General features: G+C 43.8%; 19 protein-coding genes. All 19 read left to right on the forward strand.

Going from position 1 to position 16,605, the window contains the following annotated elements; translation table 11 throughout:
• The first annotated feature begins 41 nt into the window (after positions 1–41).
• The 19 genes from recA (at position 42) to cps4B (ending at position 16,596) form a co-directional block, all read left to right on the forward strand.
• Positions 42–1,190: a recombinase RecA gene (gene recA / locus O3651_RS04270; RefSeq protein WP_048763545.1), complete on the forward strand. Its 1,149-nt coding sequence runs from the start codon at positions 42–44 to the stop codon at positions 1,188–1,190.
• Positions 1,191–1,275: 85 nt separating this feature from the next.
• Entirely contained in the window at positions 1,276–1,674 is a 399-nt protein-coding gene (gene spx / locus O3651_RS04275) for a transcriptional regulator Spx (RefSeq protein WP_223368467.1), read from the forward strand.
• Between the two features lie 107 nt (positions 1,675–1,781).
• Positions 1,782–2,348: an SP0191 family lipoprotein gene (locus tag O3651_RS04280; RefSeq protein WP_285874256.1), complete on the forward strand. Its 567-nt coding sequence runs from the start codon at positions 1,782–1,784 to the stop codon at positions 2,346–2,348.
• A 43-nt stretch (positions 2,349–2,391) separates the two neighbouring features.
• Positions 2,392–2,949 carry an SP0191 family lipoprotein gene (locus O3651_RS04285; protein ID WP_045500214.1) on the forward strand — a complete coding sequence of 186 codons (558 nt, stop codon included), beginning with the start codon at positions 2,392–2,394 and terminating at the stop codon, positions 2,947–2,949.
• Between the two features lie 168 nt (positions 2,950–3,117).
• The gene (locus tag O3651_RS04290; RefSeq protein ID WP_005592119.1) at positions 3,118–3,384 is read left to right on the forward strand and encodes an IreB family regulatory phosphoprotein; all 267 of its coding nucleotides are present in this window, start codon (positions 3,118–3,120) and stop codon (positions 3,382–3,384) included.
• Positions 3,384–3,803: a Holliday junction resolvase RuvX gene (gene ruvX / locus O3651_RS04295; protein WP_371609670.1), complete on the forward strand. Its 420-nt coding sequence runs from the start codon at positions 3,384–3,386 to the stop codon at positions 3,801–3,803. Before O3651_RS04290 ends, ruvX begins: the two co-directional genes overlap by 1 nt.
• A gap of 19 nt (positions 3,804–3,822) precedes the next feature.
• Positions 3,823–4,134, forward strand: a complete 312-nt coding sequence (locus O3651_RS04300; RefSeq protein ID WP_005591498.1) for a DUF1292 domain-containing protein — start codon at positions 3,823–3,825, stop codon at positions 4,132–4,134.
• 265 nt (positions 4,135–4,399) lie between these two features.
• Positions 4,400–5,632, forward strand: a complete 1,233-nt coding sequence (locus tag O3651_RS04305; protein ID WP_371609697.1) for a folylpolyglutamate synthase/dihydrofolate synthase family protein — start codon at positions 4,400–4,402, stop codon at positions 5,630–5,632.
• A 60-nt stretch (positions 5,633–5,692) separates the two neighbouring features.
• On the forward strand, positions 5,693–6,190 hold the full coding sequence (locus tag O3651_RS04310) for an SP_0198 family lipoprotein (protein ID WP_371609671.1): 498 nt from the start codon (positions 5,693–5,695) through the stop codon (positions 6,188–6,190).
• 181 nt (positions 6,191–6,371) lie between these two features.
• Positions 6,372–7,907, forward strand: coding sequence for a cardiolipin synthase (gene cls / locus O3651_RS04315; protein WP_371609672.1), 1,536 nt, complete (start codon positions 6,372–6,374; stop codon positions 7,905–7,907).
• A gap of 296 nt (positions 7,908–8,203) precedes the next feature.
• Entirely contained in the window at positions 8,204–8,350 is a 147-nt protein-coding gene (locus O3651_RS04320; RefSeq protein WP_185761877.1) for a hypothetical protein, read from the forward strand.
• 35 nt (positions 8,351–8,385) lie between these two features.
• Positions 8,386–9,942: a heme transporter CcmD gene (locus O3651_RS04325; protein WP_371609673.1), complete on the forward strand. Its 1,557-nt coding sequence runs from the start codon at positions 8,386–8,388 to the stop codon at positions 9,940–9,942.
• Between the two features lie 121 nt (positions 9,943–10,063).
• Positions 10,064–12,259: an anaerobic ribonucleoside-triphosphate reductase gene (nrdD, locus tag O3651_RS04330; protein ID WP_371609698.1), complete on the forward strand. Its 2,196-nt coding sequence runs from the start codon at positions 10,064–10,066 to the stop codon at positions 12,257–12,259.
• Position 12,260: 1 nt separating this feature from the next.
• On the forward strand, positions 12,261–12,398 hold the full coding sequence (locus tag O3651_RS04335) for a hypothetical protein (RefSeq protein WP_239191042.1): 138 nt from the start codon (positions 12,261–12,263) through the stop codon (positions 12,396–12,398).
• A 55-nt stretch (positions 12,399–12,453) separates the two neighbouring features.
• The gene (locus tag O3651_RS04340) at positions 12,454–12,951 is read left to right on the forward strand and encodes a GNAT family N-acetyltransferase (RefSeq protein ID WP_371609674.1); all 498 of its coding nucleotides are present in this window, start codon (positions 12,454–12,456) and stop codon (positions 12,949–12,951) included.
• A gap of 9 nt (positions 12,952–12,960) precedes the next feature.
• Positions 12,961–13,506, forward strand: coding sequence for a GNAT family N-acetyltransferase (locus O3651_RS04345; RefSeq protein ID WP_371609675.1), 546 nt, complete (start codon positions 12,961–12,963; stop codon positions 13,504–13,506).
• On the forward strand, positions 13,472–14,071 hold the full coding sequence (gene nrdG, locus O3651_RS04350) for an anaerobic ribonucleoside-triphosphate reductase activating protein (protein WP_148878204.1): 600 nt from the start codon (positions 13,472–13,474) through the stop codon (positions 14,069–14,071). Before O3651_RS04345 ends, nrdG begins: the two co-directional genes overlap by 35 nt.
• Positions 14,072–14,403: 332 nt before the next feature.
• Positions 14,404–15,861, forward strand: coding sequence for an LCP family protein (locus tag O3651_RS04355; protein WP_371609676.1), 1,458 nt, complete (start codon positions 14,404–14,406; stop codon positions 15,859–15,861).
• 3 nt (positions 15,862–15,864) lie between these two features.
• Complete coding sequence (cps4B, locus tag O3651_RS04360; RefSeq protein ID WP_371609677.1) at positions 15,865–16,596, forward strand: capsular polysaccharide biosynthesis protein Cps4B; 732 nt, start codon at positions 15,865–15,867, stop codon at positions 16,594–16,596.
• Positions 16,597–16,605: the final 9 nt, after the last annotated feature.

Genomic DNA, 16,605 nt, shown 5'->3' on the forward strand with positions numbered 1-16,605 from the left:
AGATGGCCAAAAGACATTTTAGAAAAAAATAGGAGAAATAAATGGCAAAAAAACAGAAAAATTTGGATGAAATCACAAAGAAATTTGGAGATGAACGCCAAAAAGCTTTGGATAACGCTCTGAAGAATATTGAAAAAGACTTCGGTAAGGGAGCTATTATGCGTCTGGGCGAGCGAGCGGAGCAAAAGGTTCAAGTCATGAGTTCAGGCTCTCTGGCTTTGGATATCGCCCTTGGTGCGGGTGGTTATCCTAAGGGGCGGATTATTGAGATTTACGGTCCAGAGTCTTCCGGTAAGACAACCGTTGCTCTTCACGCAGTGGCTCAAGCTCAAAAAGAAGGCGGCATCGCAGCCTTTATCGATGCGGAGCACGCTTTGGATCCATCCTATGCTGCAGCTTTGGGCGTAAACATTGATGAATTGCTGCTGTCACAACCAGACTCAGGGGAGCAAGGTCTTGAAATTGCAGGAAAATTGATTGACTCTGGTGCAGTTGATTTGGTCGTTATCGACTCAGTTGCAGCTCTGGTACCTCGTGCGGAAATCGATGGGGATATCGGTGACAGCCACGTTGGTCTGCAGGCTCGGATGATGAGCCAGGCGATGCGCAAATTGTCTGCTTCTATCAACAAAACCAAGACGATTGCCATCTTTATCAACCAACTTCGTGAAAAAGTTGGTGTTATGTTTGGAAATCCTGAAACAACACCAGGTGGACGTGCTTTGAAGTTCTACGCTTCTGTTCGTCTGGATGTCCGTGGCAATACCCAAATCAAGGGTACGGGTGATGCGAAGGATACCAATGTCGGTAAGGAAACTAAAATCAAGGTCGTTAAAAACAAGGTAGCTCCACCATTCAAGGAAGCCTTTGTGGAAATCATGTACGGAGAAGGTATTTCTAAGACAGGCGAGCTGATTAAGATTGCGACTGACTTGGATATCATCAAAAAAGCGGGTGCTTGGTATTCTTACAATGATGAAAAAATCGGTCAAGGATCTGAAAATGCGAAGAAATATTTGGCAGATCATCCAGAAGTCTTTGACGAAATCGACCGCCAAGTCCGTGTACGTTACGGCTTGATTGAAGATGATGAGCCAGCAGAAGCAGTGAAGGGTAAGGCTGAAGCTCCTCTTGAAAAATTAGAAGAAGTGACTCTTGATCTAGACGATGCCTTTGACATTGAGGAATAATGTTTCAAAATAGGTTGCAAGACCGATGGTTTTTGTGGTATAATATACTACGATAGTAGTATCGTGTAGCGAAAGGAGTACTTGCATGATCACAATTTATACGGTTTCAAGTTGTACTAGCTGCAAAAAAGCAAAGACCTGGCTAAACGCCCATCAATTGACTTACAAGGAGCAAAACCTTGGTAAGGAAGGAATTACCAAAGGAGAAATTCTTGATATTTTAGCAAAAACTGAAAATGGCATTGCCAGCATTGTATCTTCAAAAAACCGTTATGCAAAAGGACTCGGTGTTGATATTGAAGATTTGAGTGTAAACGAAGTTATTGATATTATCATGGAAACACCGCGGATTCTGAAAAGTCCGATTTTGGTGGATGACAAGCGTCTCCAAGTTGGTTACAAGGAAGATGATATCCGTGCCTTCTTACCTCGTGCAGTGCGCAATGTTGAGAATACAGAAGCTCGCTTACGAGCAGCTCTATAATTTAGATAAAGAAAGGCGCCTTTTAGGCTGCCTTTTTCTGTCTCATTACCTAAAAATGATTGACAAGCGGTTAAACTATGATACAATATCTCTGAGGAGGACAGAACGTGAAGAAATTTTTACTAATTTTTGGCTTAGCAGCTGTGATATTGACTGGCTGCGCTCATAAGAAAGCGGACAAGCCAAAGGGGAAAAAAGAGGAAATTACAACTAATCTTCCCATTATCAGTCAGGCTGAAAAACAGGAAGTCATCACCAAGAAACTAGTTTTCCCCAAAGATGAGCAAGGAATTCAATCTAGTCAAATTATCACTTATCAAGGGAAACGTTTTATCAAGGTGATTATGGAGAGAATTACTCCAACGGATGATAGTATCAAAAATGCGATTAAAGAAGTGGGGCTGGAGGAGACTCAACGGCTCTTGGATGAATCAATGCAAAAGGATACGGACTATACTCAGGCAAAAACTGTTGCTGGTTTTACCGGAACCGTTCAGATTCTTAATGAAAATGAACTGAAAATCACGTCAACTTACGATTTTGACAATTTGGATATTGAAAAGGCACTCACTTTAAATTATTTTAAAAATAGCAATCTAAAAGAAATGACAAAGATGCCACCTGAAGAATATATCAATAATTTATTGATGAACGGGGCTGAGGAGCAACAGTAAGGAAGCTTCTTGTCAATCATAGAAAACCAAAAAGGAGAAAGAAATGAAAAAATCAGTAGTACTTTTAATGGCTAGTTTGGCGGTGTTGACAGCCTGTGGACAACAATCACATAGTGGAAAAGCTGGTAGCAATCAGTCTGTCCAAAGCAAGGCAAAAGATAAATCGGTTACCAAGTCTTATCAGTTAAATCAAAAGGTACAAGGGCTCGATCAAACGATGACCTTGACAGTTACCTACGCGGGCAAGAAGTATGAAAAAGTTAATATTGCTATTTCACAAAATTTGCCAGAAGAAGCTAAATCTGCCTTAGCTGGTCAAGACTTGTCCTCTCTGCAAGAAGAGGTGAGCAAGAGCTTCAAGCAAAGTTCAGGAGTGGATAAACTTGAACAAGTAAAAGGTATTCAAGTGAATGTTAAAGTGACTGAAAAAGGCACTGTTGATATTGATTTTATTATTGATCCGACAAATCTTGATTATGATGCGGCTTCTAAAGTACCGACCTATGGGCCAATCTTTAGCCAAATGAAGTCTCAGACTCCAGAAGAATTTATCAAGTCCTTCCAAGATGAAGGGGGTAAGGAAATTAGCAATCCGTCCTAATATTTTTGATGAAAACTAGTCTTTGAAAAAGGGCTAGTTTTTTGATGGGAAGGAACGGTAAATAGTTGAAAAAATGTCGAAAAAGTAGAAAATTTACATGGATTAAGTTTGTGAAACTGCTGTAATTATGCTATAATGATGGTATTCTTAAAGAAAGAGGGTGTAATTGTGGGATTTACAGACGAAACTGTACGTTTTAATCTTGATGATTCAAACAAAAAAGAAATTAGCGAGACTTTGACCGATGTCTACAAGTCACTCAATGATAAGGGCTACAATCCAATCAATCAAATCGTAGGTTACGTGCTGAGTGGAGATCCTGCTTATGTGCCTCGTTATAATAATGCTCGAAATCAGATTCGTAAATACGAACGCGATGAAATCGTAGAGGAACTGGTGCGTTATTATCTGAAAGGGCAAGGCATTGACCTCTGATGAGAATTATGGGACTAGATGTCGGCTCGAAAACAGTGGGCGTCGCAATTAGCGATCCGCTTGGCTTCACCGCTCAGGGACTTGAAATCATTCAGATTGATGAAGAGAAAGAGCAGTTCGGTTTTGAGCGTTTGACGGAGCTTGTCGAGCAATATAAGGTGGACAAGTTTGTGCTTGGCCTCCCTAAAAATATGAACAATACCAGCGGTCCACGAGTGGAAGCGAGTAAGGCTTATGGCGAGAAGATTGGCCAGCTTTTCCAAATCCTGGTCGAGTATCAGGACGAGCGTCTGACGACGGTGGCTGCTGAGCGCATGCTAATTGAACAGGCGGATGTCAGCCGCAGCAAGCGCAAAAAAGTGATTGATAAATTGGCGGCTCAGCTAATTTTACAAAATTATTTAGATAGAAACTTTTAGAAAGAATTGAGGAAACATTATGGCACACGATCATAATCATGACCACGAACAGGCACAGCCTGAATTGATTACCTTGGTAGATGAGCAAGGGAACGAGAATTTATTTGAAATTCTTCTGACCATTGATGGTAAGGAAGAGTTTGGAAAAAATTACGTACTTTTAGTACCAGTAAATGCTGAAGAAGATGAGAACGGCGAAGTTGAAATCCAAGCTTACTCATTTACAGAAAATGAAGACGGAACAGAAGGCGAATTGGAACCAATCCCAGAAGATTCTGATGCAGAGTGGGATATGATTGAAGAAGTCTTCAACAGCTTTATGGAGGAGTAAAAAGGTCCGGGGGACCTTTTTAGCCCGAGCTTGAAAGCGAGAAAGGTCTGGGAGACCTTTTTAGCCCGAGCTTGGAAACCAGAAAGCGAGGGAGGTTCGGGGGACCTTTTTAGCCTGAGCATAGAAATTAGGAAGCCAGCCAGTTGGAGAACTTATCACGGCTTGGCCACAGCTAGTTTCTTTACGAAGAATAGAAAAGAAGAGAGAAGCGAGTGGTGATTCACATTTGAAGTCCGCTTCGCTTCTCTTTTTATGTAGGAAAATGATGAATGAAATTGAAAAATGGTTGAACGGTCGTATTGGCCTAAACTTTCGTTCAGGTCTGGAGCGGATGCAGAGAGCGGTAGATTTGCTGGGGAATCCTGAAGGGGCCTACCCCGTCATTCATGTGACGGGAACGAACGGCAAGGGATCTACCATTGCTTTTATGCGGAATTTATTTGCCGATCAGGGAAAAAAGGTAGCTAGCTTTACATCTCCGCATATGGTCAGCGTCCATGACCGCATTTGTATCAATGGTCTGCCGATTTCGGATGCTGATTTTGTTCGCTTAGGGCGGCAGATTCAGGAGATGGAGAGAGAATTGGTCAAGACTCATGACCAGCTATCCTATTTTGAAATCTTGACCTTGCTGGCCTTTCTTTATTTCAGAGAGGAGCAGGTTGATCTGGCTCTCATCGAAGTGGGGATTGGCGGACTTTTGGATACGACCAATGTCTTGGATGGGCAAGTTGCAGTGGTGACATCGGTGGGCTTGGATCATCAGGAAACGTTAGGGCAGACCCTCACAGCGATTGCGGAGCAGAAGGCTGGCATCTTCAAAAAAGGTCGTTCTGCAGTCATCGGTCCCTTGCCAGAGGAGGCTCGTCAGGTCTGTGAGCAGCGGGCAGCAAGCTTGGACTTGGATTTGTATGAATACGGGCGAAATTTTTCGTTTTCTGATGGTTCTTTTAAGAATAAAGACCTGATTTTATCGCATTTGGTCTTGGGATTACAAGGTGCTTACCAAGAAGAAAATGCAGCGCTGGCTTTGCAGGCCCTTCTGCTTTTTATGAAACAAATGGGCTGGGAAATTGATTTTTCTTTGCTTCCTTCATCTTTGCAAAAGACCCATTGGGCGGGGCGGCTAGAGGAAATTAGCCCGAATATCTATCTGGATGGTGCCCATAATTTGCCAGCTTTGGTGCGTTTGGTCGAGTTTATCAAGGGGCAGAAGGGCAAGACATGCAGCCTGCTGTTTGGAGCTTTAAAGCGCAAGGATTATAGCGGTATGCTGGCCTATTTGCAGGAGGCTCTGCCGGAGGTTCAGGTCACGGTGACCAGCTTTGACTACGGGGAATCTGTGGGGCAGGCAGAAGCTGCGGACTTTGATTATGTGGCGAATTATAGAGCCTTTATTGAGAATTTCAAACAAGAGCAGACGGCCGACCAAGTTCTTTTTGTAACGGGCTCACTTTATTTTATTGCAGAGGTTCGAGCCTACCTCCAGAGTGTATAAGTTGACCATAGAAAGCCCTGTTTGGTAAAATAGAAGTGGAACAAAGAAAGGAGAAACAAAATGAAAGTTTCAAAAAAATTAGTTCTTTCAGCCCTCACGGCTATGACCGCTTTTGTATTGGTAGCTTGTGGCAATTCTGGTCAAAATCCATCTAATCAGGCTGCTCAATCTCAAGCGAGTTCCTCTGTTTCTCAGTCATCTGAGACAGTGTCATCAAATAGCAAGGCAAGTAGCAATACAAACAGTAGCTCAAATACTAGTAGTTCAGAGGCTTCTACCTCCAGTCAAACGGCAGCTAGTGACTTAGATGGGACCTATAAGGCCACTCATGAAGGCGATACCTTAACCCTAGAAGTTTCTGGAAATAAAGGGACCTTGACTAAAGTCGAACGCGACGGTGAGCAGGAAATTGAACAGGTGCAAGTTGATCCAACCAATCAAACCATGATCGTTGGAGATGACGTTAAGCGTTATCGAGTAGAGGGAAAACAATTGACTCTGGAAGATTTATCGCAGAAAAACGATGATGACGACACAATCGTCTTCACCAAGCAATAAATTTCAAAAAGGAATATCCTACAAAAGGCTGGACAGATGCTCCAGCTTTTTGTGTGTTTGGATAATGGAGTGCTAGGGCTTTCTTTAATCTTGGACTAGAGACTATTTTCTTTGAAAAAATTTTGAAATTGCTGCTAATTATTGTTATACTAGATACAATGTGAGATGAGGGAGGATTAGGATGAATCTAGGCAAGTTTCGTTTGCTGATGTCCAAGTATGGTTTCAGCATCATTATCATGTTACTGGAATTATTTCTTGTTTTTGCGGCCTTTTTCTATTTTAATCAGTTGGTGCCTAATTGGTTGTCAGCCCTTGTCATTGTTTCTTTATATATTGGGACTATCTTGGCGATTGTCAATCGGAATATGCCTCCCGAAAGCAAGGTGACTTGGCTCTTGTTTGCAGTTGTGCCCGTTTTTGGCTTCTTGCTTTATCTGATGATTGGTGAGCGGCGCCTTTCCAAAAAAGAAATTCAGCAGCTGGAAAAAATGGACTCAATGAAGTTTCGAGAGGACAACAGCTATGACCTGCGAGTCGAGCTCAAGCAGGAAAATAAATCAGCCTTTGGTATTGTCAAGTCTTTGCTGAGTATGGATCACAATGCTGATGTTTACGATGGCACGGCTTCGCAGTATTTCTCCCTTGGTGAAAAGATGTTTGAGGCCATGCTGGATGATTTGCGCTTAGCCAAGAAATTCATTTTTCTTGAATTTTATATCATTGATCCAGGTTTGATGTGGAATCGTGTCCTTGAGATTTTAGTAGATAAAGTCCAGCAGGGAGTTGAAGTCAAGCTGCTCTACGATGATATTGGCTGTATGGCGACCCTTTCGGGAGATTATACGAAAAGGCTGCGCAAGATGGGAATTGCTGCCCATAAGTTTAATAAGGTGATTCCGCGGATGACGGTAGCCTATAACAATCGTGATCACCGCAAGATTTTGGTGGTGGATGGGCAAGTCGGCTATACAGGCGGAATCAATCTGGCGGACGAGTACATCAACCATATCGTACGCTTCGGGCATTGGAAAGATGGTGGTGTCCGTCTGGAAGGGCGAGCAGTAAAGGCTTTGACACGCCTTTTCCTAATGAATTGGTACATCAATCGCGGGGAAATTACGGACTTTGACCGTTACCATTTTGATAGCCAGCGAGTGGAAGGTAAGGGGCTTTACATCCCTTACGGGAGCGGGCCCAAGCCGATTTACAAGGAACAGGTGGGCAAGGCTGTCTATCAGAATATCATCAACCAAGCCATCGATTATGTCTATATCACGACCCCTTATTTGATTATTGACTATGATTTGACAGAGGATATCAAAAATGCAGCCATGAGAGGGGTGGATGTTCGTATTGTGACGCCATTTATTCCTGATAAGAAGCTGATTCAGATAGTCACTCGTGGTGCCTATCCAGACTTGTTGGAGGCTGGTGTTAAGATTTATGAGTACACTCCTGGTTTCATCCACAGTAAGAACGTTATTTCGGATGATGAGTTAGCCGTGGTCGGAACCATTAATTTTGACTACCGTAGTCTGGTGCATCATTATGAAAATGCCGTTCTTATGTATCAGACAGAAACGATTGCGGATATTAAGCAGGATTTTGAAGATTTGTTTGATGTTTCCAAAGAAATTTCTTTTGAAACCCTCCAGAATAGCTGGTACCAGCGTTTACTGAAGGAAATCATGCAATTATTTGCTCCGCTACTTTAAAGAGAGTGGGACAGAAATCGGTAATTCGTTAGAATTCGATTTCGTCGTCCCACCTCCGCACAGTTGAGTAGGGCTGTAAAAGCTGATGAAATCAGCGTAGTAGAGCCCACTCAACCCCTGCGTCTTGCTTGACAATCCAAAGACAATTGAGAGGCTAGGACTTTTGTCCCAGCCCCTTTTTTCTGTTTTTTGCTGAGAGGATTTGCTTAAGAAGCTATAAATGACACTTTCTTGGGACGCTCGCCTTTATTTTACGAATAGTAAATAGGGGATAGCGAATCAAAGGAGGATTATAGATGGAAATAGCAAAAATAATTTATCGGCTTTCTTGTCCAGAAGAGCGGCTAGTTTACCTAAGATTCCGCGATTTGGAGCGCTTGGCAAAGAAGAGACAGGAGGAGAAAGGGGGCCAAGATAAGGCTGACAGAAAGAGTGCTTTTTGATATACTATAGAGTATGGAAATCAAGGAGAACTTTTATGAACGATAGAAATCAGCAGGAAAACGTGGAAATTTTAGTATCTATGTCCGCAGAAACCTGGCAAAATACGAGTGAGAGACGGCGGCTAGAGAAAATAATCGAGCCAGTTCCTTCTTTAAAACTATTTTTTTGGAGTATCTTGGTCAGTTTGACCAGTGCCATCAATCCTCTACTAACCAACTTAGCCACCAATTTGCAATCACAAAATCTATATGCTGGCTGGGCCTTGACTCAGGGAGAAGTTGCCTATGCAAATATATATGGAACCAGCGGTCTTCTCTACTACTTGGTAAGCTGGTTGGGGAATTTATTTTTGGGTCAGCTATTGTTTTTACTTTTCCAAGTAGTGGCTTTGACCTTGGCAGGAATATATCTCTTCCAGACAATTTCACAAATAACGGTTAGAAGTGGTCTAGCTCGCCAGATTACAATTCTGTTCTATTTGTTTGTGCTGACACTGGGATTTGGCGGAACTTATTCTATTATTTTTGCTTTTCCATTTATCTTTCGGAGTTTGTACCATCTTGTGAAATACTTACAAGGGCGTGTACGCGATGAGTCCTTTATTCGTTTTGGGATGGTTGGAGCCTTGGCTTTTCTAATCGAGCCAGCTTTTAGCCTGCTCTTTTACTCATTGACGACGCTGTTTTTGCTTGTGTACAATATCGCTGACAAGCGAAAAGCGCGTGGCTTTTATCAGTTGCTGGCAGGTCTATTAGGTTTTTCTTTAGTCTTTTATCCACTGGGCTACTATACAGTTTTGAATGGTTCTTTTGGTGTAGCGATTAGCCAAGCTACTTATGTTCTAGAGGCTTTTCGTCTTAATGGCAGCTATATATTCGATCATTTGCTCTATTATGGTTTGCTTTTCCTAGGATTAGGTTTTGCAACAGCGTTGATGACGGCTTTTGCTTTCAAAGAAGAACCAACTGCTGCACGTGGCATGCGCTTTATTGGGCTACTAGGCCTTCCTATCAGCTTTGTTGGAGTTCTAGGCCTGCCAGAGAAGGGCGCTTATCAATTGTTGACGACTCTGCCTTTTGCTTTACTGTTACTAGCCTTGTGGCTGGATACAGGTGGAGACAGGGATGGACATGAAAGACGCCACCGTAAGCCTACCCAGACTTCTGGCTGGAATCGTTACTTGGGCAAGCAACTCTTTTTGCCTTTGCTTGCGATGCTTTATCTCGTAGCTTATCCATTTGTAAATGAGTATATTCTATCCAACGGAGTTTCAGCAGAGAGAAATCTGGCTGCCCAACATATTCGTGAAAACAGCACTAGCAAGGATAGCATTTATGCTTGGGACAATACAGCTAGCCTCTATAAAAAAGCGCAGCGTTTATCCGCTGTTTCTCTACTGAGTCCGTCGCTTTATACAGGAACGGAGGAAAATCGCATTTTCTTGCGTAATGCTTTAAACGAGGCGAGTCCGAAGTTTATCTTAGTCAATAAAGATGTGGAACTCTTTTCGGATGTGAAAAAGAAAATTTCTCAAGATTATGAAGAAGTGAACCTAAAACTCAATCACTTCAAGCTTTATCAAATCAAGTAATCAAATCAATATGTTGTGTTTAAAATAAAAAAATAACAATTTTAACACAACATATTGATTTTTCATTTTGGAGTGATATAATGTTTGGTAGATGATTAATTGAGAAGAGGAAGTGTTTGTGATGATTTTAAGAGAAGCAAAATTTGATACAGCGCCCACCATCTACGTTGAGAAGCGAGACGGCCGGAGAGTAGCTTTTGATGTGACTAAGATCTATAAGGCTATGGTACGAGCGGCTCAGGACCTTGGTCCCATGACGCCTATGCTGGAAGCTAAGCTCGAAACCATCACAGACCGTGTTGTGGCAGAAATCAGCAGTCGCTTCGCTAAGTATGTCAAAATCTATGAGATTCAGAACATCGTTGAGCATGAACTTTTGAATGCCAAGGAATATGCCATTGCGGAGAACTACATCACTTACCGCACCCAACGGGACTTTGAGCGCTCAAAAGCGACAGACATCAACTTTACCATTGACAAGCTCCTCAACAAAGATCGTACGGTGGTCAATGAGAATGCTAATAAGGACAGCGATGTTTTCAATACCCAACGGGATTTGACGGCTGGGATTGTCGGCAAATCCATCGGCCTTAAGATGCTGCCGCCTCATGTGGCCAATGCCCACCAGAAGGGGGACATCCACTACCATGATTTGGACTACAGCCCTTATACGCCAATGACGAACTGCTGTCTGATTGACTTTGACGGCATGTTGAAAAATGGCTTCAAGATTGGCAATGCAGAAGTAGAGAGTCCCAAGTCTATTCAGACTGCGACAGCGCAAATCTCGCAAATCATTGCCAATGTAGCTTCCAGCCAGTATGGTGGCTGTTCGGCCGACCGAATTGATGAAGTCTTGGCGCCCTATGCTGAGCTTAATTACCAAAAGCACCTCAAGGATGCGGAGCAATGGGTTTTGCCGGATAAGCGGGAAGAGTACGCCTGGGCGAAGACCAAGAAGGACATCTACGATGCCATGCAGTCGCTAGAGTATGAGATCAATACTCTCTTTACCTCTAACGGTCAAACTCCTTTTACTTCGCTGGGCTTTGGTCTGGGCACCAATCGTTTTGAGCGGGAAATTCAGAAGGCTATTCTCAATATCCGTATCAAGGGACTGGGAAGCGAGCACCGTACAGCGATTTTCCCTAAGCTGATTTTTACCCTTAAGCGTGGGCTCAATCTCGAGCCAGGGACGCCTAACTATGACATCAAAGAACTGGCTCTGGAGTGTGCCACTAAGCGCATGTATCCAGATGTCCTTTCCTATGACAAGATTATCGACTTGACCGGATCGTTCAAGGTACCAATGGGCTGCCGTTCGTTCCTACAAGGCTGGAAGGATGAAAATGGTCAGGAAGTCAACTCCGGCCGTATGAATCTAGGTGTCGTGACTGTCAATCTGCCGCGAATTGCGCTTGAATCCGAGGGGGACTTAGATAAATTCTGGGAAATCTTTAACGAGCGTATGAATATTGCTGAGGACGCTTTGGTCTACCGAGTGGAGCGGACCAAGGAAGCCAGTCCAGCCAATGCACCGATTCTCTATCAGTATGGGGCTTTTGGCAAACGCTTGGGCAAGTACGATCAGGTAGACCAACTCTTTACCCACCGTCGTGCAACGGTTTCCCTAGGCTATATCGGTCTGTATGAAGTGGCAGCAGTCTTTTATGGAGGTGATTGGGAGACCAATCCAGAAGCTAAGGACTTTACAGTTGCCATTGTCAAAGATATGAAGCGTCGGGTGGAAGAGTGGTCCGAGCAGTATGACTATCATTTTTCTGTTTACTCGACACCATCTGAAAGCCTGACCGACCGTTTCTGCCGTTTGGATACAGAGAAGTTTGGCATCGTTCCGGATATTACTGACAAGGAATACTATACGAACTCCTTCCACTACGATGTGCGCAAGAATCCAACGCCCTTTGAAAAGCTGGACTTTGAGAAGATTTACCCTGAAGTGGGAGCCTCAGGCGGCTTTATCCACTACTGTGAATACCCTGTTCTTCAGCAAAATCCCAAGGCGCTGGAAGCTGTCTGGGACTATGCCTATGACCGGGTCGGCTATTTGGGAACCAATACGCCGATTGACCGCTGTTACAAGTGTAACTTTGAGGGGGATTTCACGCCGACCGAGCGGGGCTTCACCTGTCCAAACTGTGGCAACAGCGATCCCAAGACGGTTGATGTAGTCAAGCGGACCTGCGGTTACTTAGGAAATCCGCAAGCCCGTCCAATGGTCAATGGCCGCCACAAGGAAATATCAGCTCGGGTCAAGCACATGAATGGCTCGACTATTAAGTATGAGGGAGATTAAGATGGGAAAGTATCAATTGGATGACAAAGGAAAGGCTCAGGTGCAGCGTTTCCATGAAAAATATTCGCGGGGAGGCAATGGCAAAAAAGAGCGATTGGCCAAACTGCGTCAGCAATTTTTAGAAAAAAACAAGAAATAATAGAAGTCAGAGTGGGGCGCAAGGCGGTCTCACTCTCTTCGTATCAGGAGGATCTATGGAGCTTAGACGACCGAAACTAGAAGACAAGGAAAAGATTTTAGAGATGCTGGCTGACTTTGAAGCGGCTGGTAGCCGACAGGACGGCTTCTTTGGCGGAGCGGATTTTGTTTATGAGGACTGGCTGGAGACGATTCAGCTAGCTGAAGCAGGGCTAGGCTTGCCGCAAGGTTTTGTGCCTTACGTCCAACTAATCTCTTTTGCTGCGGATGGTCAGGTAGTGGGCTTTCTCAATCTGCGCTTGCGGCTCAATGACCATTTGCTCCAAGAAGGCGGGCATATCGGCTATAGTATCCGTCCGTCTGCGCGTGGGAAAGGATTGGCCAAAGAGCAGTTGCGGCAAGGTTTGCAAGTAGCTAAAGGTAAAAATATCAAACGTGCTTTAGTGACTTGTGATTGTGACAATGCTGCCAGTCGGGCAGTGATTCTGGCTAATGGCGGAGCTTTAGAGGATATTCGAGCTGGAAAAGAGCGCTATTGGATTGATTTAGATTGAGGGAAGTTTATGAAGTTACGACGACCAACTTTGGAAGATAAAGATGCAATTTTAGAGATGATTGCGGAGTTTGATGCTGCAAAATCCTACATGCACGGTGGCATGGGCTCCACTTGGAAACGAGCAAAGGATTATGAAGATTGGTTGCGAATTGTAGGGCGGCAAGAGGACGCTGGAAATCTACCAGCAGGCTGGATTCCTGCCATCCAATTTTTGTCCTTTGATGCGACCGGCTTGCCTCTGGGCTTTTTGGCCCTACGCTTGTCCTTGAATGACAAATTATTTGTGGAAGGTGGGCATATTGGCTATTCTATCCGGCCCAGCAAACGCAGAAAGGGCTTGGCCAAGTTGCAGCTAGAGCTAGGGCTAGCAGAGGCTCGCAAGCAAGGACTGGAACGAGTGCTGATTACCTGCGATGAAGACAACGAAGCCAGCCGCCGTACCATTCTCTCTGCTGGCGGTGTTTACGAAAATACAATCGACAGAAGTCAGCGTTATTGGATTGATTTGGAGGATGAAGATGAACAATCCCAAACCTCAAGAATGGAAAAGTGAGGAGCTGAGTAAAGGGCGAATCATTGACTATAAGGCCTTTAACTTTGTGGATGGCGAAGGTGTCCGCAACTCCCTCTATGTCAGTGGCTGTATGTTTCACTGTGAAGGCTGCTATAATGCGGCTACTTGGTCTTTCAACGCTGGCATTCCTTATACGCAAGAGCTGGAGGAGCAGATTATGAAAGACTTGGCGGAGCCTTATGTGCAGGGACTGACCCTTCTAGGCGGCGAGCCATTTCTCAACACAGGCATTCTCTTGCCCTTGGTCAAGCGGATTCGGAGAGAGCTTCCGAACAAGGATATCTGGTCTTGGACGGGCTACACCTGGGAGGAGATGATGCTGGAAACGGAGGACAAGCTGGAGCTGCTGAGTCTGATTGACATCTTGGTGGACGGCCGTTTTGATATCACGAAGAAAAATCTCATGCTACAATTTCGTGGTTCCTCTAATCAACGCATCATTGATGTGCAGAAGTCCCTTCAGTCAGGACAGGTAGTCATCTGGGACAAGCTCAATGATGGTTTGCAAGCTTATGAGCAAGTGGACCGAGATGGCTTGTTATAATCGTCTAGATTGGAGCAAAACTTTCAGCATAAAAATAGGACTTTTGGTTCAATTTTGTCTACAATTTTTCAAATATGCTTACTATATGCCAGTAGCTCTCTGAATTTCATGAGCGGAGATCTATCTTATCTACCAGAATAAGGTAGTGTCAATGCCTTGGTATCGCTTTATTTTTCTGTGTTTTGGCTTGAATTCGATTTCAAAGTTGAAGTCGTTGACAAAAAAATAGGATTTTTTTACAATTATATAATATTCTTAAGAAATTCTTAAAAAAGCCATGTTTTTATGCTATAATAGACTAGAGTAATTTCGCACAGAAAGTAGTAAGGTGAATGTATCAGAGATCAAAAAAATCTAAAAAGAAAAGCGATCGATTAAAAATAGTTAACAGCACCCTCTTGGGTGTCTATACTTTGTTAGCGGCTTTCTTGATTTTCACAATTTTCCGCTATCATTTTCTAGCTTTTCGCTATGTGAATGTTTTAGTAACAGTCCTCATCCTAGCAGTAGCGGTCCTATCAGGCTTCCTCATTTTAAAGGGAAAGGCAGGGAAGGCGACTAGCGCCCTCCTGATACTAGCTCTACTTGTGGGTTCAGTATCTATGTATGCTGTGAAAGGTTTGGTCGACTTGTCAGCAGGTGTCAACTCTACTTCCAACTACTCTGAGTATGAGATGAGTATCGTGGTGCCGGCAGATAGTGATGTTAAGGACCTCAAGCAGTTGACAAATGTCTTGGCGCCATCAGGCAATGACCAAGACAATGTCCAAGCGCTGATGAAAAATATCAGTCAAACACAAGGACATGAGCTAACAGTGGATACAGCTTCTTCTTATCTAGCTGCCTATAAGTCACTGACTTCTGGTGAAGCCAAGGCCATGGTCTTGAATAGTGTCTTTGAAGATACCATTCGTGGAGAAGACCCTGACTATGCTTCTAAGATTAAAAAAATCTACACTCACAAGATGAGCAAGAAGATTGATACAGCTATCGGCAAGCAAGATCCAAATGCAGAAGTCTTCAATATCTATGTCAGCGGTATTGACACTTATGGGCCGATTTCTTCTGTGTCACGCTCGGATGTCAATATTATCATGACAGTCAATCGTAAGACCAAGAAAGTCTTACTGACGACGACGCCTCGGGATGCCTATGTTCCAATTGCGGACGGTGGCCTCAATCAGCCAGATAAGCTGACTCACGCGGGTATATACGGCGTAGACGCTTCAGTTCACACCTTGGAAAACCTCTACGGCATTGATTTGAATTATTACGTGCGCCTGAATTTCACCTCCTTCCTCAAGTTGATTGACTTGCTGGGCGGAATTGATATTGAAAACGATCAGGAGTTTACTAGCCTGCACGGCAATTACCATTTCCCTGTAGGCAAGATCCATCTGAACTCTGACCAAGCCCTAGGCTTCGTCCGTGAGCGTTATTCACTAAATGGTGGAGATAATGATCGCGGTAAGAACCAAGAAAAAGTCATTGCGGCAGTCATTAAAAAGCTGACTTCGACAGATGCACTGAAGAATTACAACGCCATTCTTTCAGGATTGCAGGATTCTGTCCAGACCGATATGAGCTTGGAAACGATGATGAATTTGATCAATACTCAGTTAGAGTCAGGTGGAAGTTATAATGTGACTTCTCAGGCCTTGACCGGAACTGGAAATACAGGTCTGCCTTCTTATGCCATGCCAGAAGCCAATCTCTACATGATGGAAATTGATCAAAATAGCTTGGCAGCGGCCAAAGCAGCGATCCAAGAAGTGATGGAAGGGAAGTAAAGCATGATTGATATTCACTCGCATATCATTTTTGATGTGGATGACGGTCCTAAGACACTGGAGGATAGCCGACGTCTGCTAGAAGAGAGCTATCGTCAGGGCGTTCGTACCATTATTTCTACTTCTCATCGCCGAAAGGGCATGTTTGAAACACCTGAGGAAAAGATTGCAGCAAACTTCAAGCAAGTGCAGGACTTAGCCAAGCAAGTTGCTGACGACTTGACCGTGCTATATGGAGCTGAGATTTACTATACTAGTGACATCTTGCAAAAGCTGGAAGAGGGGACATTTCCCAGTCTAGGCGACACCAAGTATGTCTTGATCGAGTTTAGTATGAATACACCCTATAAGGATATTCACTCAGCCTTGGGCAATGTTATCCGCCTCGGCATGACTCCGGTGGTGGCCCATATCGAGCGCTATCACTGTCTGGAAAACGACGAAGATAGGGTCAGCGAATTGATCAATATGGGCTGCTATATGCAGGTCAACAGTTCAAATGTTTTGAAACCCAAGCTCTTTGGTGATCGTTACAAATTTATGAAAAAGCGTGTTCAGTTCTTTCTAGAACGGGACTTGGTTCATTTCGTTGCCAGCGATATGCACAATCTTGATGACAGACCGCCTTATATGCAAAAGGCCTATCAGATTGTCGCGAAAAAATACGGCGCTGAGCGTGCGGAAGAACTCTTTAAGACAAACCAAGAAATCTTATTAAGTAACGAGTTTATTTAATCAATCAAA

The organism is Streptococcus sp. 27098_8_73 (genome assembly GCF_041432495.1).
Lineage (GTDB): Bacteria > Bacillota > Bacilli > Lactobacillales > Streptococcaceae > Streptococcus.